We start from the raw sequence: 19,510 nt of genomic DNA, 5'->3' as shown, positions 1-19,510 counted from the left end.
ATAGCCTACCCCATGGGGGCCACGTGGCTGCGGAAGGCTTCCAAGGCCACGTGCGGCGGTGCGCTGAGCGAGCCCAGTTTGACTAAAGCGCCACCCCCTCGAGCCCCCAGGGGCTTCAAAACTGCCTCCCAGAGGGCCCCCAGGTCCTCCTGACGGCTTTTGTGCTTCAGGAGGGCGTACCGGGTCCTTCCCCCGGCCTGGGCCACCAGAAGGGCCAGCACTCCTGGCCACTCCGCCAGCCGCTTGCCCACCATCTCCAGCGCCCAGTCCGGCACCTGGGCCCAGATGGTGAGACCAGGGAAGTCGGCCAGAAGCTCCCGCATGATGCGCTCGGCCAGCTCATCTCTCAGAAGGGCCTGCTCGGCGCGCAGCTTATAGAAGCCCTCTTGCAGGCTGGCAATTGGCCTCTCCACGTCTAAAGGCCCGGTGCTGAACCTCTCCCCTAGCCGCTGGAGCAGGCGATGCTCCTGATCGAAGAGCTCCAGGGCCTCCCAGCCCGCCGTGAAGTGGACGCGGGTACCCCCCTTATGCCGCTCAAACTTGAGGACCTTGATCGGCCCGGCCTCCCCGCTGCGGGCCACGTGCAGCCCCCCACAGGGCACCTTGTCCCAGCCCACCACCTCCACCACGCGAAAACGCCCCTCCACCTTGGGGCTGGGGTGCCTGCGCAGCCCGTGGTGGGCAGCCTCGGCCTCATCCAGGAAGTAGCTGCGCACTTCGGTGTTGGCGTAGACCGCCCCGTTGGCCAGGGCCTCGGCCTGGCGCACCACCCTCTCCTCCGGCGGGCCATCCAGGTCCACGGTGCACACCGTCCCCTTCATGTTGACCGCCCGCACCTGCCAGCCTCCCACCCTTAGGAAGGCCTGCCCCAGAATGTGCTCGGCGGTATGCCGCTGCATGTGCCGGTAGCGCCGGGCCCAGTCAAGCCGCCCTAGCACCCGCTCTCCCTCCCGCAAGGGACGCTCCAGGCGATGGACAATCTCCCCGTCCCTCTCCTGCACCTCCAGTACCGCTGCTTCCCCCAGGGTTCCGGTATCGCAGGGCTGACCCCCAGCGTCGGGGTAGAAAAGGGTCCGGTCCAGCACCGCGTAGTGGGCCCCCCCCTCACTCCAAGCCCTCACCACCTGGGCTTCAAACTCCTCCTGATAGGGCGCTTCCCAGTACAACCGCATGACCTCAGGCTCCAGGCAAAGGGGACCGGCGTCAATGGGTCTTGCGTATACTGTATACGCATATGCCCCCCTTTGAGCGACCCCACTCGGTGCGTGAGGCGGCCTACGCCCACCTGAGGGAAGCCATCCTGGGGGGCCTTCTGTCCCCCGGGACCCGCATCCTTGAGGCCGGGCTGGCCCGGGAACTCGGGGTAAGCCGCACCCCGGTGCGCGAGGCCCTGCAACGGCTGGCCCAGGAAGGGCTGGTGGAGCTGTCCCCGGGCAAAGGCGCGCGGGTACGGATGCTCTCCCCAGCGGAGGTGCAGGAGGTCTACGAGGTGCGGGCCCTCCTCGAGAGCGAGGCCGCCGCCCTGGCCGCCCAGCGGGCCAGCGCGGCCGAACTGGAGACCCTCGGGGGGCTACTGCGTACCCTGGAGGCCCTTCCCCCCGAGGACTACACCAAGCAGATGCAGGTGGACTTCGCCTTTCACACCGCTTTGGTAGAGGCCGCTCACCACAAAACCCTAGCCCGCATCTACGCTGGGCTGCGCTCGAGCCTGGTGCTGGCCCGTGGCTTCCAGCGCACCCTCTCCCAGCACCCCAGAACCCGTGAGCAGCACTGGGCCATTCTTGCCGCCCTGAGGGCGCGCGACCCCGAGCAGGCCGCCAGAGCGGCTCGAGCCCACATCCACTACTTTCGCGACCTGGTGGCCCGAAGCCTTCTGGAGGCCGCTCGGGTTTAGGAGAGCGCCATGGACTGGAACCAAAGCTACCGCGCCTTCGTGCTGGCCGTGGCCCAAAGCCCTCGCTTCCAAGCCCTGCTGAGGACCCGGGGCCGCCGGCTGGTGCGGCGCTTCGTGGCCGGCGATACCCTGGAGGAAGCCTTGAGGGCAGTAGACGCGCTGGAGCAGGGGGGTGTGCACGCCATCCTCGACCTCTTAGGGGAGATGGTCACCTCGGAGGAGCAGGCCCGTAAGTTCCAGGAGGAGCTCATTGGACTGGTGCGGGCGCTGGGTGGGAGGGCCTACCCCCGCTACGTCTCCCTCAAGCTCAGCCAGCTCGGCCTGGACATCTCCGAAGACCTGGCCGCCGACCTGCTGGAGGAGGTGCTGGCGGAGGCGCAGCAGGTGGACTGCTTCGTGCGGATAGACATGGAGGACAGCCCGCGGATAGACAGGGTCCTCAAGGTCTACCGGCAGCTGCGGGAGGCTGGGTACACCCGGCTGGGGGTGGTGCTGCAAAGCTACCTGAAGCGCAGCGAGCGCGATCTGGAGAGCCTCATCCCTCTAGGCACCCCCGTGCGTATCGTCAAAGGGGCCTACAGGGAGCCCCCTGAGGTGGCCTTTCAGGATAAGCGCCTGGTGGACGCCCAGTTTCTCTGGCTTTGCAAGAAGTCCCTTGAGAACGGTCTCCACACCGCCATCGCCACCCACGACCCTGTTCTAATCGAGGAGATGAAACGCTGGGTCGCTGAGCGCGGCGTCGGTCGAGAGTGCTTTGAGTTCCAGATGCTCTACGGGGTGCGTCCCGGCGAGCAGAGGAGGCTGGCCCAGGAGGGCTACACCGTGCGGGCCTACGTGCCCTACGGCACCGACTGGTACCCCTATCTCTCCCGCCGCATTGCCGAGCGCCCGGAGAACCTGTGGTTTGTAGCCCGAAGCCTACTTCAGGGTTGAGCCCATCAGCAAGAAAGGAGCCGTATGACCCCCGAACCCTACCGCCCCGAGCCGGTTGAAACCTTCCAGAGCCACGAAGCTTTCGAGGCCATGCGGAAGGCCCTGATTGAGGTGCGGGCCCAGTTTGGCCGCCACTATCCCCTCATCATCGGTGGGGAGCGAGTGAACACGCCGGAGGCCATCGTCTCAACCAACCCCTCCAATCCGGTGGAGGTGGTGGGCCAGAGCGCGAAGGCTGGCATCGCAGAGGCCGACGCAGCGTTGGATGCAGCTTGGCGGGCCTTCCCGGGCTGGCGGGATTGGCCCCAGGAGCACCGCAGCCGCCTGCTCCTAAAAGCAGCGCAGATTATGAAGCGGCGCCAGAGGGAGCTGGAGGCCTGGTTGGTCTACGAGATCGGCAAGAACTGGACCGAGGCCGCCGCCGATGTGGCCGAGGCCATTGACTTTCTACGCTACTACGCGATTTCGGCCCTGAAGTACAAGGATGGGGCCCCGGTGCTCCCCTACCCCGGCGAGGACAACGAGGCCTTCTACATTCCCCTGGGGGCTGGGGTGGTGATCGCCCCGTGGAACTTCCCCCTGGCCATCCTGACCGGCATGACCGCCGCGCCCATTGCCGTGGGGAACACGGTGGTGGTCAAGCCTGCGGAGGACACCGTGGTCGCCGCGGCGAAGCTGTTTGAGGTCCTGGAGGAGGCTGGGCTTCCCCCAGGGGTGGCCAACTACCTGCCGGGGGAGGGCAGCGAGGTGGGGGCCTACCTGGTCAGGCACCCCCGAACCCGCTTCATCAACTTCACCGGCTCCTTGGAGGTGGGCCTGCAGATCAACGAGACGGCCGCCCGGCTCTCACCGGGGCAGGTCTGGTTCAAGCGGGTATTCCTCGAGCTGGGCGGAAAGGACGCCATAATCGTGGACGAGACCGCCGATCTCAAGGCCGCCGCCCAGGCCACCGTGCAAAGCGCCTTCGGCTTCCAAGGGCAAAAGTGCTCGGCCGCCTCGAGGCTCATCGTGGTGGACGGCATCTACGACCTGTTGGTGGAGGAGGTGCTGGGCCGCACGGAGGCCTTGATTGTGGGTCCCGCGGAGGAAAACCCCGACCTAGGCCCCCTGGCCAGCCAGAAACAGGAAGAAACCGTGCTCTCCTACATCGAGGTCGGGCGGCAGGAGGGCCGGCTCCTGCTGGGAGGGCGACGGCTCGAGGGCAGCGGCTTCTTCGTGGCCCCCACCCTCTTTGACCGGGTCTCCCCCGACGCCCGAATTGCCCAAGAGGAGATATTCGGCCCGGTGCTCTCGGTGCTGCGGGTGCCCGACTTTGACACTGCGCTGGAGGTGGCCAACAACACCCGTTACGGCCTTACCGGTGGGGTCTTTTCACGCAAGCGGGAGCGGCTGGAAAAGGCCCGCCGGGAGTTCCACGTGGGCAACCTCTACTTCAACCGTAAGATCACCGGCGCCCTGGTGGGGGTGCAGCCCTTCGGCGGGTTCAACCTCTCGGGCACCGACACCAAGGCCGGAGGGCCCGACTACCTGCTCAACTTCCTGCAGATGAAAAGCGTGACCGAACGGTTCTGAGGCGGCCCCCTTAAAATGGGGGCCATGTACCGCTCCCGCTTACTCACCCCCGGTCCTGTGGAGCTCCATCCCAGGGCGCAGGAGGCCCTTGGCCGCCCCCAGCTCCATCACCGCTCGGAGGCGGCCAAGCAGGTCTTCCTGCGGGCCAAGGCCGGTCTCGAGGCCGCCTTCCAGACTAGAGGCCAGGTCCTCCTGCTCACCGGCTCGGGCACCCTCGGCATGGACGCGCTGGTGCAGAACCTCTTTGCCCCCGGCGAGCGGGTCTTGGTGCCAGTGCACGGCAACTTCTCGGAGCGCTGGGCCAAGATCGCCCAGGAGGCCGGTCTACAGGTGGAGCGGCTCGAACTCCCCTGGGGCCGGGTGGTGCTTCCAGAACACCTGGAGAAGCCTTCAGGCCCCTTCTCTGGGCTGCTTTTGACCCACTCCGAGTCCTCCACCGGAGCCCTGAACGACGTGCGCACGCTGGCCCAGGTCTTCAAAGCCCGCTTCCCCGAGGCGCTGGTGGTGGTGGATGCCATCACCAGCCTGTTTGTAAGCCCGTTTGCCCTGGAGGGCTGGGGTCTGGACGCCGCAGTGGCCGGCTCTCAAAAAGGCCTCATGTGCCCCCCCGGGCTGGCCTACCTGGCCCTGTCGCCCCGGGCCATAGGGCGGCTCAAGCCCCGTGGCTTTTACCTAAACCTGGCCTCCGAACTCAAGGCACAAAGCTCGGGGGAGTCGGCTTGGACACCGGCCATCAACCTGGTGGCGGCTACAGCGGCGGTGCTGGAAGAGGTACTACCCCGCCTGGAGGAGCACCTGGCCCTCAAGCAGGCGCAGAATCAGATTCTCTACGCGGCGGGCGAGGGGCTGGGCCTGAAGCCCGTGCCCGAGGTCAAAAGCCCTGCCACCACCTGCTTCTACCTGCCCGATGGGGTCTCCTACGCGCAGGTTAAGGAGGCTTTTGCCGCACGGGGGGCCACCATCATCGGCGGGCAGGGCCAGCTCAAAGGAAAGGTCTTCCGGGTTTCCCTCATGGGTTACTCCGACCTCTACGACGCCTATGCCGTGGCCCAGCTGATGCAGGAGGCCTTGGTGTCTCTTTTGCCGAGAAGCCCTCAGGCGCGCGCGCTTTAGGGAAGGCCGGCCGCGGGCTCTCGTGCCCGGGGACATAAGCCTTCCCCGGACATGCTAGAAACGATCCCAGGGGGGCAACGTGCAGGTTGCGGACAAGGTCATCGTGGTTACCGGCGGGGGCAGCGGGATTGGGCGGGCCCTGGTCCTGCAGTTGCTGGCCAAAGGGGCCCAGGTAGTGGCGGTGGACCTAAACGCCGAGAGCCTAGAGGAAACGGGCAGGCTGGCTAGGGCTGGTGAGCGCCTCTCCACTCACGTGCTCAACGTCGCCCACCGGGAGGAGGCAGAAGCCCTTCCAGCCGCGGTGGTGGCCCGGCACGGCGCAGTGGACGGCCTCATCAACAACGCCGGCATCATCCAACCCTTCGCGCGGGTCAACGAACTGGACTACGTGGCCATCGAGCGGGTCATGGAAGTTAACTTCTACGGCACCCTCTACATGACCAAGGCCTTTCTGCCCTACCTGCTCAAGCGCCCCGAGGCTCACATCGTGAACATCTCCAGCATGGGCGGCTTTCTGCCGGTGCCGGGGCAGAGCCTGTACGGGGCCTCCAAGGCCGCGGTCAAGCTCCTGACCGAGGGGCTCTATGCTGAGCTTTTAGGCACCCCGGTGCGGGTCACGGTGGTCTTTCCTGGAGCGGTGGCCACCAACATCACCACCAACTCAGGGGTGGAGGTTCGTCAGTCTGAAGGACGGCGCTCCTCACTGAAGCCCCTACCCCCCGAGGAGGCTGCCAGGCGCATCATCGCGGGCATGGAGCAAAACCGCTTTCGGGTGCTGGTAGGCTCCGATGCCCGCCTGATGGACTTTCTCTACCGCCTGGCTCCGGCTTGGGCCACCCGCTTTATCCAGCGGCAGATGCGCTCGCTTCTAGGGGGATAGACCCGAGGGCGGCCGCCGGCAGGCCTTTGCCTGGAAAGGGGAGGCCTGGTATTGTCTGGGCGTGCGCGCGGTGGTTCAGCGAGTCAAGGAAGCCCGGGTGGTGGTAGAGGGCCAGCCGGTGGGCCAGATCGGCCAGGGGCTTCTGGTCCTGCTCGGGGTAGGTCGGGGTGACTCCCAGGAGGACGCCGCTTACCTAGCCCGGAAGATTGCCGGGCTGCGGGTCTTCCCCGACCTCGAGGGGAAGATGAACCGGGCCCTCCTGGAGGTTGGGGGTGAGGTGTTGGTGGTCTCACAGTTCACCCTGTACGGCGACACCCGTAGGGGCAACCGGCCCAGCTTTACCCAAGCTGCCTCCCCCGAAGAGGGAAGGCGGCTCTACGAGCGCTTCTGCGACCTGCTTGCCGCGCAAGGCCTGCACGTGGAGACTGGGGTCTTCCAAGCCCACATGGAGGTCCACCTGGTCAACAATGGGCCAGTAACCCTGATACTGGACTCCAGCGAACGGCATAGCCCCCGCCGTCAGCACGACTAGGCACCCCGGGCCCCGCTTGGGTTTTAATTAAGCCCATGCGGCAAAACCTCAGCGCCGAAGAGGCCCTGGAAGCCATCCTAGAACGAGCCCGCCCCATCGCCGAGCTGGAGCATCTGCCTCTGACCGCGGCCTTCGGGCGAACCCTAGGGGCTGACCTGGCCGCCAAAGTCAACCACCCCCAGACCAACGACACCGCAGTGGACGGCTATGCCTGCCGTGAAGCCGACAGCCACACCGCCCAGCCCGATAGCCCGGTGCGGCTCCGGGTTATCGGGGTATCTCCCGCCGGCAGGCCCTTCGAGGGGCGGGTTGGACCCGGCGAGGCCGTACAGGTCTTTACTGGGGCACCCATACCACCTGGAGCCGATGCCGTGGTACGGGTGGAGGACACCCGGCGGGAGGGCGACTTCGTCTGGCTTCTGAAGCCCGCCACCCCCTCCGACATCCGGCCGCAGGGGACCGACCTGACAGAAGGAAAAACCTATCTGTTCAAAGGCGACCGCCTCACCCCAGGACGGGTGGCCCTGGCCGCGGCCCTGGGCCACGCCAGCCTTCCAGTGGTGCGGCGACCTCGAGTGGGCATCCTGGTCACCGGCGACGAGGTGGTGGAGCCGGGCCAGCCTCTTCCCTACGGGGGCGTCTACAACGCCAATGGCTACGCCCTGACCGGGCTGGTAGCGGAGGCCGGAGGAGAGCCGATTCCCCTAGGAAGGGCCCACGACGATATAGAGGGTCTACGCGCCCGGCTTGCCCAGGCGGGCCCCCTTGACCTTCTCCTCACCTCGGGGGGGGTCTCCATGGGGGATTACGACATCGTGCGTCAGCTAGTTGAGCGGGAGGGGGAGGTGCACTTTTGGCGGGTGCGGATACAGCCCGGGGGGCCCCTGCTCTTCGCCACCTGGCGGGGTCTGCCCCTGCTGGGCCTGCCCGGCAACCCGGTCTCGACCATGGTTACCTTCCTGCTCTTCGGCCGACCCCTGCTGTTCCGTCTGCTGGGCCGCAACGACCCACCCTACCAGCAGGTTGAGGCGGTGGCGGAGACCCCCTTTGAGGCCCACCCGACCCGCCGGGCCTACCGCCGGGCGGTGCTGCGCTGGGAAAAGGGAGAGTATCGGGCGGCCTCCACGGGCAACCAGTCCAGCGTGGTGCTTCACTCCATGGCCCTAGGCAACGCCCTGGTGGCGGTGGAAGCAGGAGCTTCAAAAGGCGTAGGGGAGGTGCTGTTGGCCATTCCCTTCCCAGAAAACTAGGGACAAAAACGCCAGACCGACAAATTCGGTAGACTGGGGCCATGAACGTCTTGGGGCGTATCTCCTTGATTCTGGGCCTGGTTCTGCTGATTTTGGCTATTGTTCTAGCCACTATGAACTTCATCACCATTCGCGACTACCTGGTGGCCCTAACCGCCCAGCGCAGCCGCGACTTTTACAACGTGAACCCCCGCCTTTGGGCGACCTATCTGGTGGTCTTCGGCTCGGGGCTGCTCCTGGGGCTGGGGCTAGTGCTGAGCCTGCTGGGCCGCCGCAACGGCCGGACCAAGTAGGCCGTGGCGGGGTACCTCTACGTTGCCGCAGCAGCCTTCCTCTGGGGGCTGTTGGGGGTGGTTTCCAAGTGGGCCTTTGCAGCGGGGGTGAGCCCCCTCGAGGTGGCCTTCTGGCGGGCCGCACTGGGCGGGGTGCTCTTTGGAGCCCAGGCCTTTATCCTCGGCCAGGTGCGGGTTGAGCCCGCCGACCGCTGGGCAGTGGTGGGGTTTGGTCTGGTGGGGGTTTCACTCTTCTACGGGGCCTACCAGCTCGCCATCCAAAACGGAGGGGCAGCCCTGGCCTCAGTGCTCCTGTACACCGCTCCGGCCATCGTGGCCCTTCTATCCTGGCTCCTCCTACGTGAGCCGATGGGACCCCACAAGCTCTCGGCGGTGGGGCTGACCCTGCTGGGGGTGGCCCTGGTCAGCCTGCAGGGGGGTGAGGCGCGAATCACCGCAGCGGCGGTCCTATGGGGGCTGCTCTCAGCCCTAACCTACGCCACCTACTACCTCTTCGGAAAGCTGTACCTGGGCAGGTACAGCACCCCCACGCTCTTCCTCTATGCCCTGCCAGTGGGGGCGCTAGGGCTCCTTCCCTTCGTGCGCTTCGCCCCCAAAACTGCCGAAGCCTGGGCAGCCATTGGCTTCCTCACCGTGGCCTCCACCTTTTTCGCAGTTACGCTCTACTTTGCCGGGCTGAAGCGGCTCGAGGCCACCCGGGCCTCGGTGGTGGCCACCCTGGAGCCGGTGGTGGCTGCCCTAGCCGCCTGGCTCTTCTGGGGGGAGCGCTTCAGTCCCTTGGGCTACCTGGGGGCCGGGCTGGTGCTCCTGGGGGTGGTTTGGATGGTGCTCGGCCCACAGGACAACCCTAGGGACCAACCCAAAAACGCCTGAGGCTGGGCTACCTGCGCCATGTGCCCGGCAGGCCGGAGAGGGACTCCTCGAGCTGCCGCCACCCTCCCTGGCGCAGAAGCCCCTCCAGGCTGCCCTCCCGCTCCACGGCGCCCACCACCCCCCCAAAGACCGGATCGCGCCAGAAGGTTCCCGTATCAAAAGAGGCCTTGTAGGCGCGGAAGACCTCGCCCGTCGAGGGGTCGCGCGTGTAGGTTTGGTCGGAGAGCAGGTTGCTCCAGCTCCGGCTCATCCAGCTGTTGAACTCCCGCTGCTCGCGCAGCCACCCAAGCACCACCCGGGTGGTCGTCTTGCTCTGCTGCTGGGCCCGCTGGGCCTCCTGCCAGGGCCAATCGGGGTTCGTCCGTAGCCCCATCAGGAAGCCCCGGAAGACCGGCATGGCCTGGGCCAAGGCGGCGGAACTACCCTCGCCCAGCACCACCCCCAGCTGGGTAAAGCAGCTCGCGTCCTGGGCGATGTAGTCGGCCCGCGAAAAAGCGGTTACCTGCCCGGTGATATGGGCTTCCCGCACCTGGTCTCCCGACCCGGCCCGAAGGGTGAAGTTGGGGCGGTACTGCCGAGGCACCACCGGCAACCCCATCAAGGCGGCGGCCTCTTCCTGGGCCTTTATCTCCTGGATGCGACGGTAGACTCGGTTAGTCGGGGTTTTTACGGCCTCGAGTTTCTGAACCCGCCACGAAGCCCCCTTCTCCTGGGCCCAAAGGGTGGTCAGAAGCTCTGCCACCTCAGAAGCCGAGCTGGGGCAGAGAAAACCCTGGAACTGGCTGGCCTGCCCATTCCAGATGATTCGGCTGACGGCACTGCCGCCAAACCCCGTCTGAAGGGCGCTTCCTTCGGCGTAAAGCAGGTCCGCTCGCAAAGAGGCCCCCATGCCCTGGAGCGAAAAGGCCAGCGAGCGCATGGTGCTGTTCACGGGAACCAGCCCGCCCTGGAAAGTGAAGCCCCGGGGCACTGGCGCATAGAAGGCCTCCATCCGCAAAACCGGGTCGCGCACCACCTGGGTCTCGTAGGCCACCCGCGAGGACTGGGGAAGAAACTCTAGGGAGCGCAAAACCGAGAGGGTTTGCCTGCGCAGGGCGGGCGAGGCATCCTTGGGCAGATAAACGCTCACCACGAGCAGGCTTCGGCTTCCGGGTACGAGCAGATGGGCGACCTCGTACGACAGCGACCTCAGGAAGCCATCCTGAAGGGCACCTTGGGGCAGACCGGCAAGGTTATCAGCCAGATGGTAGGGGTAGGCCAGACCTCGAGCCAACACCAAAAGCCCACCGGGTACCTCCTTGTAGTGGTGCTGGGCTTTTCCTCCGGAGAACCACCGGGCTTCCTCCACAAGGGCCCCCACCACCCCGCGGGGGTCCTTTAGAGGAGCTCCTCGCACCAGGATCAGTCCTTCCAAATCGCCTATGAGAAGCCCATAGGGCGGAAGCTTGACCTGGTAGCCCTCCGGCACCAGAACCGAGAACCCGTGCAGGCTATCGGTGTGGCGTCCATTGCCCACCCCTTGGCTCCAAGCCCATCCCCACAGTACCAACGCCAACAACAAACGCAGCGCCATAAACCCCCTCCTTGCCAAAGGGCCCACCCGTTTCCAGGAAGCCCGCTCAGCCTCAGTTTGCCCAAAGCGGCGTTACAAAAACCTTAATTTCCCGAACCTGGCCGGTGAAAGCGCTCCTTTTTCTTACGATTGGCCCACACTCCTCGCTAAGATGGTGAGGGTTGAGGTGATTCATGGCGCCCACTTCCCCTGTCCGCGCGCCCAAAACTTCCCTGAGGAAGCGGCTCGTAAAGCTGGCCGAGGTTCTGCTCAAGCCCCTGTATTGGTGGTACGAACAGCGCATTGAGGCCGAGGTGCGACAGGGGCAGCTACCCAAACACCTGGGGCTGATTTTGGACGGCAACCGACGCTTTGCCCGCGAGCTGGGGCTGCCGGGGCATGAGGGACACGAGTTCGGTGTGCAGAAAGCCTACGAGGTGCTGGAGTGGTGCTTGGAGCTGGGCATTCCCACCGTGACCATCTGGGTCTTCTCCACCGACAACTGGAAGCGCAGCCCCGCTGAAGTGGAAACCCTGATGGGGCTCTTTGTGCGCGAGGCCAAACGCATGGCCCAGGACCCGCGCATCCACGCCAACGAGGTGCGGGTACGGGTCATAGGTCGCCATGACCGCTTCCCCCCCAAGGTGCTAGAGGCCCTAGAGGAGCTGGAGCGGGCCACCGCCCACCACAGCGGTATGCTGTTGCAAATCGCCATGGGCTACGGTGGCCGCGAGGAGATAGTGGATGCGGTCAAAAGCCTGCTCCTGGAAGCCGCTCAAACCGGTAAGTCCCCCGAGGAGCTGGCTGAGGAGCTGGATTTGCAGCACATCTCCGAACGGCTTTATACCGCAGGGGTTCCCGACCCCGACTTCATCATCCGCACCTCAGGAGAAATTCGGTTGTCGGGGTTTTTGCTGTGGCAGTCGGCCTACAGCGAATACTACTTCTTCGACGCCTTCTGGCCAGCCTTCCGCAGGCTGGATTTTTTGCGTGCAGTGCGCGACTACCAGCGGCGCGAGCGCCGCTTCGGCCACTGAGGGGCGGGCCTACAGCCCTCGAGCAACCAGGACGGGTTGTCGGCTATCTGCCCAAGAGCCGCAAAACAGCAGCACCCGCACCCCTCCCGCCCAGAGTGCTGCTCCCCGTGGGCCACCTTGGTCCAGGGCGAGCACCTCCCCGCTCTTCTGACCCGGCTCGGGGGCCTTCCCAGCCAGCTTTTGCTCCCGCCAACGGGCGCACTGCGCATGGGGGCTTTTGGTGCTATCCGTTGGCGACGGGAGGGCAGCCCCTTCCAAAACGGGGCGCGTGACCGGAGCCCCTGCGCTGGAATCGGGCGGAAAACCCGCTCTCACGGGCAAGCGGTGCTGGCGTTTTCGGCAACTGGGCCCAGCACGAACCCAAAGCGCGGCGGCCGGGGAAGCCCCGGCCGCCCTGCGAGGCCTCACACGTCCAGCCAGACCTGGCCTTCCTCGAGCCTGGCGGGATAAACCTTCACCGGCCGAGGGGCGGGCAGGGTGGCCTTGCCCGTGCGCAGACTAAAGCGGGCGCCGTGGCGGGTGCACTGGATGGTCTCGGCCCCTGGGGTAAGGTCTAGGGGGCCATCGGAGAGGGGGTTCTTGTCGTGGGTGCAAACATCGGCGATGGCAAAGACCTCCTCACCGGTGTAGAGCAACAGCACAGGGGTCTTCTCCCCTTCCACCCGCACGACCAGGCGGCCGTTCTGGAAGTCCTCGAGCTTGGCAACGGGCGTCCACATGCCTAGACCCGGACCTTCTCCTCAATGATGCTCTCGATGTACTGCCGAAGAGGCTCAATGGGAATGCGGGTGAGCACATCGGCCATGTGGCCCTTGACCAGAATCTGCTGGGCCATGTGGCGGGGCAGACCGCGGCTCATCAGGTAGAAGAGCTCCTCCGGGGCCACCGGGGCGGTGGAGGAGCCGTGGGAACACTTCACGTCGTTGGCCCCAATCTCGAGCTGGGGCACCGAGTCGGCCCGGGCGTCCTCCGAGAGGAGCAGGTTGCGGTTGGTCTGGTAGGCGTCGGTCTTCTGGGCCCCCTGCTCCACCTTGATGAGGCCGGCGTAGACGGTGCGGCTTTGGTCCTTGGCCGCGCCCTTGTAGAGCACGTCGGAGTAGGCGTGGTCGGCCACGTGGTGCTGCAGGGTGTAGTGGTCCACGTGCTGCGTTCCGGTGGTGAAGTACAGGCCCAGCATCTCCGAGGCCGAACCCGGCCCCAGCATCTCCGACTGCACCTCGGCCCGGCTCAGGCTGGCCCCCATGTTCACCACCAGATCGTTCAGGGCCGCGTCCCGCTCCAGAAGGGCCCGCTGACGGTGGAAGTGGTAGAAGCCCTGGCCCAAAAGCTGGATGTGGGCGTGGCGCACCTTGGCCCCCTGCTTGAGCACGATCTCGGTGGCCGAGGTGTTGACCGAAGGGGCTACCTGGGTCGGAGAAATGTACTCCTCGATGTAGACTGCCTGGCTGTTGACATCCCCCACAATCAGGGTGCGCGAGGCGGAGAGGTGGCCCCCCTCGAGGTACTTAAAGACCCCGATGGGCTTGCTGAACTCCACCCCCTTGGGCACGTAGAGGAACACCCCGTGGGTGAAGAGGGCCGCGTTCAGGGCAGGAATCTTGGAATTCTCTGGCCGGCGGGCCTGGGGGCCCACCAGGTCGTTCCAGTTCACCGTCTTGAAGAGGTTTTCCCTAACCAGCTCGGGGCGTTCCTTCAACACCTCGTGTAGGCCCGTGAAGATGACCCCCTGGGCCCGGTAGGCTTCCGGCAACTCCACGTGCACCAGGTCAGAGCCCACAAACACGGCATAGCCGGCCAGGTCGGCCTGGGCAATGCGGGCCTGCACAGCTTCCGGGATGGCCCCCTTCCGCCCGGTGGGCCGCTCGAGGGCCAGCGATTCAAAGGGCACCTCGGAGATATCGGTGTACTTCCACTCTTCGGTGCGGGTGGTGGGGTAGGGCAGCTTCACGAAGGTCTCCCAGGCCGCCAGGCGCTGGTTCTGGAGCCACTCGGGCTCGCCAAGCGACTGGGAAAGACCTAAAACCAGGTCGCGGGAAAGGGCAGTGGTCAGCTCCATAGCAAATTTTCCATCCAGATGGGCGGTTTCCGGTCGGCTAGCCCACCGACCCTTCCATCTCCAGCTCAATCAGCCGGTTGAGCTCTACGGCGTACTCGAGCGGCAGCTCCTTGGCCACCGGCTCAATGAATCCCCGAACAATCAGCGCGGCGGCCTCGTCTTCGGGCAGGCCCCGGCTTTGCAGGTAGAAGATCTGCTCGTCGTTGAGGCGGCTTACGGTGGCCTCGTGGCCCACGGTGGCGGTGTCGTCCTCAATCTCCATGTAGGGGTAAGTGTCGGTACGGGACTCCTCATTGATGAGGAGGGCATCGCACTCCACGTTCACCTTGACGTGCTTGGCCCCCTCGTAGACCTTAATCAGACCCCGGTAGCTGCTGCGACCCGAGCCCTTGGAGATGGACTTGGAGACGATGGAACCTCCGGTATGGGAGGCCGCGAAGATGAGCTTGCCGCCGGCATCTTGGTGCTGGCCGGTGTTGGCGAAGGCAATGGAGAGAATGTCCGAGCGGGCCCCTTCCTCCACCAGGTAGGAAGAGGGATACTTCATGGTCACCTTGGAACCCAGGTTGCCATCCAGCCACATGTGGTAGGCGTCCTTCTTTACGATGGCCCGCTGGGTGACCAGGTTGTACATGTTGTGAGGCCAGTTCTGGATGGTGGTGTAGCGGCTACGGGCCCCCTGGTTGACCACAATCTCAATCACTCCAGAGTGGAAGGAATCGGTGGTGTAGACAGGTGCGGTGCAACCCTCAATGTAGTGGACCTCCGCACCTTCGTCCACGATGATCAGGGTGCGCTCAAACTGCCCGAGCTCGGCGGTGTTCACCCGGAAGTAGGCCTGCAGGGGCAGCTCCACCTTGACCCCTTTAGGCACGTACACAAAGCTTCCCCCCGACCAGACCGCGGAGTTGAGTGCGGCGTACTTGTTGTCTTCCGGGGGAACCACGGTGGCGAAGTACTCGCGGAAGAGGTCCTCGTAGTGCTTGAGCCCCTCCTCAATGGAGACGAAGATAACCCCCTGGCGCTTGAGCTCCTCGCGCACCTGGTGGTAGACCATCTCCGAGTCGTACTGCGCCCCCACCCCAGCCAACACCCTGCGCTCGGCCTCGGGAATACCCAGCCGCTCGTAGGTGCGGCGGATGGCCTCGGGCACCTCGTCCCAGCTCTGGGCGTCGCGCTTCTCGGTGGGCTTGGCGTAGAAGTAGATCTCGTCCATGTTGAGCCCCGAGAGGTCAGCCCCCCAGGTGGGCACCGGTTTAGCCTGGTAAATCTCCAGCGCCTTGAGGCGGAACTGGAGCATCCAGGCGGGCTCCTCCTTGTGGTAGCTGATGGCCTCCACCACCCGCCTAGAAAGCCCCTTCTCGGCCTTCCAAACCGGTTGAACCTCGTCCACAAAGCCGTATTTGTATTCGTTCCCGATGTCTTCTACCAGGAAATTCTCGGACATAGCAGCTCCCTTCGGCCATGACGGCCATCGGCTAGTTGGCCAGAGCCAGCTCCTTGACCCAGTCGTAGCCCTGCTCCTCGAGCTTCATGGCCAGCTCAGGGCCGCCCGAGGTCACGATGCGGCCATCGATCATCACGTGCACCGCATCGGGCACGATGTAGTTCAGGATCCGCTGGTAGTGGGTGATGAGCAGCGCACCGAAGTTGGGACCCCGCATGGCGTTCACCCCCTTGGCCACGAGCTTAAGGGCGTCGATGTCCAGCCCCGAGTCGGTCTCGTCCAGGATGGCGTAGATGGGCTCCAGAACCATCATGTGCATAATCTCGTTGCGCTTCTTCTCGCCACCGGAGAAGCCGTCGTTGAGGTAGCGGGTCAGGATGCTCTCATCCCACTCGAGGGTCTCCAGGGCTTTCTGCAGCTTGGCGTAGAACTCCTGGACGCTCACCTCCTCGCCCCGCTTGGCCTGAAGGGCCAGGCGCAGGAAGTTGGCGTTGGAAACCCCCGGCACCTCCACCGGGTACTGGAAGGCCAGGAAGAGCCCCTTGCGGGCCCGCTCGTCGGGTCCGAGCTCCAGGATGCTCTCCCCGTCCACCAGGATGTCGCCCTGGGTTACCTCGTAGCCCGGGTCGCCCGCAATCACCTTGCCCAAGGTGCTCTTCCCGGCCCCGTTGGGACCCATCACCGCGTGGATCTGCCCCTTAGGCACCACCAGGTTGACCCCTTTGAGAATGGCTTCGCCGTCCACAATACGGGCATGCAGGTTGCGGATTTCAAGCTCGTTGGCCATGTTGTTTCCCCTCTGGTTGCAAACGCCCGCAGACCTTACTGCGAATCGCTTGCAACTAGCAGTATACGCCCTATTTTCAAGAAAGTATAGTAGTTTAGTTGGGATTTCTCAGCGTTCAGTCTATGCGCCGCCGAAGGCCCGCGGTCTGCATGATGTTGGCGGCAATCTCCTCCACCGAGGCGCTGGTGGTGTCGAAGTGGCGGATGCCCAGCCGGCGGAACATCTGCTCCGCCCGGCGCACCTCGTACTCGCACTGCTCCAGCGAAGCGTACCGACTGCCGGGCTTGCGTTGGGTGCGAATTTGGTGGAGCCGAAAGGGCTGGATGGTGAGGCCAAAGACCTTCTGGCGGTATGGGCGGATGGGCTCCGGCAGGGCCTCGCGCTCAAAGTCGGCCTCGGCCAGGGGGTAGTTGGAAGCCCGGATGCCGTACTGCATCCCCAGAAACAGGCAGGTAGGGGTCTTTCCCGCCCGGCTCACCCCTACCAGGATTACGTCCGCCATCTGGTAGTAGCGCTCCCCCAGACCATCGTCGGTAGCCAGGGCAAAGTCCACCGCCTCGATGCGGGCGAAGTAGTTGCGGTCGCTTATGCTGTGCAGCCGCCCCACCCGGCCCGTGGGCGGACGGCCCAGCTCGCGCTCGAGCTCCCCTAGGTAGGTGCGAAAAAGGTCAAAGTGCAGCGCCGGGGCGGTCTTTAGCTGGTCGTTGAGGGCCGGGTTGGCTAGGGTGGAGAAGACAATGGGCCGCACCCCCTCCCGCTCGAAGGTGGCGTTTATCTCGTACAGAAGCTCGTAGACCTCCTCCTCGCTATCGGTGAAGGGCCGCATTACGTAGCGAAACGCAACCCCTTCGAACTGGGCTAGCAGGCTCCGCGCCACCGACTCGGCGATGAGGCCGGTGTGGTCAGAGACGATGAACACCGTGCGTTGCATGGCACGCCTAGTGTAATTTACGTGTGTAGCGCAATATACACCAGATTGGGGGCCTTATCTACACCAGATGGCCCTACTCCAACGCTTGCCTTTTCCAGCCTACCATCAAGAACACCGAGGTGCACCATGGCCTACATCCGTTGGTTTGAAACCATAGGCATGAAAGACCTGGAGCAGGTCGGTGGCAAGAACGCCTCCTTGGGCGAGATGATGGCCCACCTGTCCCAAGCTGGGGTGCGGGTGCCCGGGGGGTTCGCCACCACAGCCGAGGCCTTCCGAGACTTCCTAAAGCACAACCGGCTAGAGGAGCGAATCGCCCAGGCCCTGAAAAACCTGAACGTAGAGGATGTGGCTGAGCTGGCCCGGGTAGGGGCCGAGATTCGGAGGTGGGTGGAGGAAGCTGAGCTACCCAGGGCTCTAGAGGTAGCCATCGTAGACGCTTACATCCGCCTCGAGTCCGCCTCCAAGGGCGGGCTTTCTGTTGCGGTGCGCTCCAGCGCCACCGCCGAGGACCTGCCCGAGGCCAGCTTTGCCGGGCAGCAGGAGACCTTCTTGAACGTAAAAGGCGTGGACAGCGTCCTGCTACACATAAAGAAGGTCTTTGCCTCGCTTTACAACGACCGGGCCATCGCTTACCGAGTCCACCACGGCTTCGCTCACGAGGAGGTGGCCCTTTCGGCAGGGGTGCAGCGCATGGTGCGCAGCGACCTGGGCGCGAGCGGCGTGGCCTTTACCCTGGACACCGAGTCGGGCTTCCGCGACGTGGTCTTCATCACCGCCACCTACGGCCTGGGCGAGCTGCTGGTGCAAGGGGGGGTGAACCCGGACGAGTTCTACGTCTACAAGCCGGGGCTCCTGGAGGGGCGCAACACCATCCTGCAGCGCACCCTGGGGAGCAAGCTGCAGAAGATGGTCTACGCCGGGGAGGGGCAGGGGGTGGTGGCGGTGCCCACCTCCCTCGAGGAGCGAAGCCGCTTTGCCCTTTCCGACGCCGAGGTGCTGGAACTGGCCCGCCAGGCCCTCCTGATCGAGCAGCACTACGGCCGTCCGATGGACATCGAGTGGGCCAAGGACGGCCTGGACGGGCAGATCTACATCCTGCAGGCCCGGCCCGAAACGGTGCAGAGCCGTGCCAGCCGGGTCATCGAGCGCTTCCTCATGAAGGAGCGGGGCGAGGTGCTGGTGACGGGCCGGGCAGTGGGGCAGCGCATTGGAACGGGTAGGGTGCGGGTCATCCACCACCCCCGAGAGATGCACAAGGTGGAGCCCGGCGACGTACTGGTGGCCGACATGACCGACCCCGACTGGGAGCCGGTGATGAAGCGGGCCGCGGCCATCGTGACCAACCGGGGCGGGCGCACCTGCCATGCGGCCATCGTGGCCCGGGAGCTGGGCATTCCCGCGGTGGTGGGGGCGGCCGGGGCCACCGAGGTACTCAAGGACGGGCAGGTGGTCACGGTCTCCTGCGCTGAGGGGGACGTGGGGCGGGTCTATGCGGGCACCCCCCGGTTTGAGGTGCGGCGGATTGAGCTCGACAGAATGCCCGAAATCCCCACCAAGATCATGATGAACGTGGCCAGCCCTGAGCGGGCCTTCAGCTTCGCCCACCTGCCCAACGCTGGGGTGGGGCTGGCGCGGCTCGAGTTCATCATCAACAACACCATCGGCATCCACCCCAAGGCTCTGCTGGAGTTTGACCGGCTTCCCGAAGACCTCAAAGAGGAGATCGCCCGCCGCACCGCCGGTTACGAGAGCCCGGTGGCCTTCTACCGCGAGAAGCTGGCCGAGGGCATCGGCATGATTGCCGCAGCCTTTGCCCCCAATCCGGTTATCGTGCGGCTTTCAGACTTCAAGTCCAACGAGTACGCCCACCTTCTGGGGGGAAGCCGCTACGAGCCTCAGGAAGAAAACCCGATGATTGGCTTCCGCGGGGCCTCGCGCTACCGCAACCCGGAGTTCGCCGAGGCCTTTGCGCTGGAGTGCGCCGCCATCCGCGAGGTGCGGGAGGAGAAGGGCCTCAAGAATGTCTGGGTGATGGTGCCCTTCGTGCGCACGGTGGGCGAGGCCCAAGCGGTGATAGAGATTCTGAAGAAGAACGGCCTCGAGCGCGGCAAGGACGGCCTCAAGCTCATCATGATGTGCGAGGTGCCCTCCAACGCCATCCTGGCCGAGCAGTTCCTGGAGCTCTTCGACGGCTTCTCCATCGGCTCCAATGACCTTACCCAGCTCACCTTGGCCCTCGACCGCGACTCGGGGCTGGTGGCCGACCTCTTCGACGAGCAGGACGAAGCGGTGAAGTTCCTGCTCTCCCGCGCCATCGGGGCCGCCAAGAAGATGGGCAAGTACATCGGCATCTGCGG

18 protein-coding genes are annotated in these 19,510 nt (G+C 65.1%); 11 read left to right on the top strand and 7 right to left on the bottom strand.

The window, feature by feature from the left end:
- Positions 1–5: 5 nt before the first annotated feature.
- Complete coding sequence (locus NZ849_RS11890) at positions 6–1,172, bottom strand: alanyl-tRNA editing protein (RefSeq protein WP_295407861.1); 1,167 nt, start codon at positions 1,170–1,172, stop codon at positions 6–8.
- Between the two features lie 62 nt (positions 1,173–1,234).
- Here NZ849_RS11890 and NZ849_RS11885 point away from each other — a divergent pair, with 62 nt between their 5' ends.
- From NZ849_RS11885 to NZ849_RS11845, 9 genes are all read left to right on the top strand, one after another.
- Complete coding sequence (locus NZ849_RS11885) at positions 1,235–1,894, top strand: GntR family transcriptional regulator (protein WP_295407857.1); 660 nt, start codon at positions 1,235–1,237, stop codon at positions 1,892–1,894.
- Positions 1,895–1,903: 9 nt separating this feature from the next.
- Positions 1,904–2,827, top strand: a complete 924-nt coding sequence (locus tag NZ849_RS11880) for a proline dehydrogenase (RefSeq protein WP_295407854.1) — start codon at positions 1,904–1,906, stop codon at positions 2,825–2,827.
- A gap of 24 nt (positions 2,828–2,851) precedes the next feature.
- Entirely contained in the window at positions 2,852–4,399 is a 1,548-nt protein-coding gene (pruA, locus tag NZ849_RS11875) for an L-glutamate gamma-semialdehyde dehydrogenase (protein ID WP_295407851.1), read from the top strand.
- A gap of 24 nt (positions 4,400–4,423) precedes the next feature.
- On the top strand, positions 4,424–5,512 hold the full coding sequence (locus NZ849_RS11870; protein WP_295407847.1) for an aminotransferase class V-fold PLP-dependent enzyme: 1,089 nt from the start codon (positions 4,424–4,426) through the stop codon (positions 5,510–5,512).
- Between the two features lie 79 nt (positions 5,513–5,591).
- Positions 5,592–6,392 carry an SDR family oxidoreductase gene (locus NZ849_RS11865; protein ID WP_295407844.1) on the top strand — a complete coding sequence of 267 codons (801 nt, stop codon included), beginning with the start codon at positions 5,592–5,594 and terminating at the stop codon, positions 6,390–6,392.
- Between the two features lie 61 nt (positions 6,393–6,453).
- Positions 6,454–6,924: a D-aminoacyl-tRNA deacylase gene (dtd, locus tag NZ849_RS11860; RefSeq protein ID WP_295407841.1), complete on the top strand. Its 471-nt coding sequence runs from the start codon at positions 6,454–6,456 to the stop codon at positions 6,922–6,924.
- A gap of 35 nt (positions 6,925–6,959) precedes the next feature.
- Positions 6,960–8,174: a gephyrin-like molybdotransferase Glp gene (gene glp / locus NZ849_RS11855; protein WP_295407837.1), complete on the top strand. Its 1,215-nt coding sequence runs from the start codon at positions 6,960–6,962 to the stop codon at positions 8,172–8,174.
- A 41-nt stretch (positions 8,175–8,215) separates the two neighbouring features.
- A complete protein-coding gene (locus NZ849_RS11850) occupies positions 8,216–8,467 on the top strand; it encodes a hypothetical protein (protein ID WP_295407835.1) in 252 nt (83 codons plus the stop codon).
- A gap of 3 nt (positions 8,468–8,470) precedes the next feature.
- Positions 8,471–9,340: an EamA family transporter gene (locus tag NZ849_RS11845; RefSeq protein ID WP_295407832.1), complete on the top strand. Its 870-nt coding sequence runs from the start codon at positions 8,471–8,473 to the stop codon at positions 9,338–9,340.
- Between the two features lie 7 nt (positions 9,341–9,347).
- Here NZ849_RS11845 and NZ849_RS11840 read toward each other — a convergent pair whose 3' ends face one another.
- Entirely contained in the window at positions 9,348–10,913 is a 1,566-nt protein-coding gene (locus NZ849_RS11840) for a hypothetical protein (protein ID WP_295407829.1), read from the bottom strand.
- A gap of 173 nt (positions 10,914–11,086) precedes the next feature.
- Here NZ849_RS11840 and NZ849_RS11835 point away from each other — a divergent pair, with 173 nt between their 5' ends.
- Positions 11,087–11,929 carry an isoprenyl transferase gene (locus NZ849_RS11835; RefSeq protein ID WP_295407825.1) on the top strand — a complete coding sequence of 281 codons (843 nt, stop codon included), beginning with the start codon at positions 11,087–11,089 and terminating at the stop codon, positions 11,927–11,929.
- Positions 11,930–12,333: 404 nt separating this feature from the next.
- Here the strand turns inward: NZ849_RS11835 and NZ849_RS11830 are convergent, their stop codons facing one another.
- The 5 genes from NZ849_RS11830 to NZ849_RS11810 all read right to left on the bottom strand — a co-directional run bounded on the left by NZ849_RS11830 (position 12,334) and on the right by NZ849_RS11810 (position 17,150).
- Positions 12,334–12,648: a Rieske (2Fe-2S) protein gene (locus tag NZ849_RS11830; RefSeq protein WP_295407822.1), complete on the bottom strand. Its 315-nt coding sequence runs from the start codon at positions 12,646–12,648 to the stop codon at positions 12,334–12,336.
- A 2-nt stretch (positions 12,649–12,650) separates the two neighbouring features.
- Complete coding sequence (gene sufD / locus NZ849_RS11825; RefSeq protein WP_295407819.1) at positions 12,651–13,985, bottom strand: Fe-S cluster assembly protein SufD; 1,335 nt, start codon at positions 13,983–13,985, stop codon at positions 12,651–12,653.
- A gap of 37 nt (positions 13,986–14,022) precedes the next feature.
- The gene (gene sufB / locus NZ849_RS11820; protein WP_295407816.1) at positions 14,023–15,432 is read right to left on the bottom strand and encodes a Fe-S cluster assembly protein SufB; all 1,410 of its coding nucleotides are present in this window, start codon (positions 15,430–15,432) and stop codon (positions 14,023–14,025) included.
- A gap of 31 nt (positions 15,433–15,463) precedes the next feature.
- Positions 15,464–16,219 carry a Fe-S cluster assembly ATPase SufC gene (gene sufC / locus NZ849_RS11815; protein WP_295407814.1) on the bottom strand — a complete coding sequence of 252 codons (756 nt, stop codon included), beginning with the start codon at positions 16,217–16,219 and terminating at the stop codon, positions 15,464–15,466.
- A gap of 115 nt (positions 16,220–16,334) precedes the next feature.
- A complete protein-coding gene (locus tag NZ849_RS11810) occupies positions 16,335–17,150 on the bottom strand; it encodes a pyruvate, water dikinase regulatory protein (RefSeq protein ID WP_295407811.1) in 816 nt (271 codons plus the stop codon).
- 126 nt (positions 17,151–17,276) lie between these two features.
- Here NZ849_RS11810 and ppsA point away from each other — a divergent pair.
- The coding region (gene ppsA / locus NZ849_RS11805) for a phosphoenolpyruvate synthase (RefSeq protein ID WP_367182976.1) at positions 17,277–19,510 on the top strand (2,234 nt) is incomplete at its 3' end.

This window comes from Meiothermus sp. (assembly GCF_025060375.1).
In the GTDB taxonomy this organism is placed as follows: domain Bacteria; phylum Deinococcota; class Deinococci; order Deinococcales; family Thermaceae; genus Meiothermus.
The sequence above is the reverse complement of the archived record's forward strand: the minus strand, read 5'-3'. Positions and strand labels throughout refer to the sequence as shown.

What these genes read in the sequence shown, in the direction of transcription:
- NZ849_RS11890 (WP_295407861.1), bottom strand. Translation starts at nt 1,172, where the DNA reads ATGCGGTTGTACTGGGAAGCGCCCTATCAGGAGGAGTTTGAAGCCCAG.
- NZ849_RS11885 (WP_295407857.1), top strand. Translation starts at nt 1,235, where the DNA reads ATGCCCCCCTTTGAGCGACCCCACTCGGTGCGTGAGGCGGCCTACGCC.
- NZ849_RS11880 (WP_295407854.1), top strand. Translation starts at nt 1,904, where the DNA reads ATGGACTGGAACCAAAGCTACCGCGCCTTCGTGCTGGCCGTGGCCCAA.
- pruA (WP_295407851.1), top strand. Translation starts at nt 2,852, where the DNA reads ATGACCCCCGAACCCTACCGCCCCGAGCCGGTTGAAACCTTCCAGAGC.
- NZ849_RS11870 (WP_295407847.1), top strand. Translation starts at nt 4,424, where the DNA reads ATGTACCGCTCCCGCTTACTCACCCCCGGTCCTGTGGAGCTCCATCCC.
- glp (WP_295407837.1), top strand. Translation starts at nt 6,960, where the DNA reads ATGCGGCAAAACCTCAGCGCCGAAGAGGCCCTGGAAGCCATCCTAGAA.
- NZ849_RS11850 (WP_295407835.1), top strand. Translation starts at nt 8,216, where the DNA reads ATGAACGTCTTGGGGCGTATCTCCTTGATTCTGGGCCTGGTTCTGCTG.
- NZ849_RS11840 (WP_295407829.1), bottom strand. Translation starts at nt 10,913, where the DNA reads ATGGCGCTGCGTTTGTTGTTGGCGTTGGTACTGTGGGGATGGGCTTGG.
- NZ849_RS11835 (WP_295407825.1), top strand. Translation starts at nt 11,087, where the DNA reads ATGGCGCCCACTTCCCCTGTCCGCGCGCCCAAAACTTCCCTGAGGAAG.
- NZ849_RS11830 (WP_295407822.1), bottom strand. Translation starts at nt 12,648, where the DNA reads ATGTGGACGCCCGTTGCCAAGCTCGAGGACTTCCAGAACGGCCGCCTG.
- sufD (WP_295407819.1), bottom strand. Translation starts at nt 13,985, where the DNA reads ATGGAGCTGACCACTGCCCTTTCCCGCGACCTGGTTTTAGGTCTTTCC.
- sufB (WP_295407816.1), bottom strand. Translation starts at nt 15,432, where the DNA reads ATGTCCGAGAATTTCCTGGTAGAAGACATCGGGAACGAATACAAATAC.
- sufC (WP_295407814.1), bottom strand. Translation starts at nt 16,219, where the DNA reads ATGGCCAACGAGCTTGAAATCCGCAACCTGCATGCCCGTATTGTGGAC.
- NZ849_RS11810 (WP_295407811.1), bottom strand. Translation starts at nt 17,150, where the DNA reads ATGCAACGCACGGTGTTCATCGTCTCTGACCACACCGGCCTCATCGCC.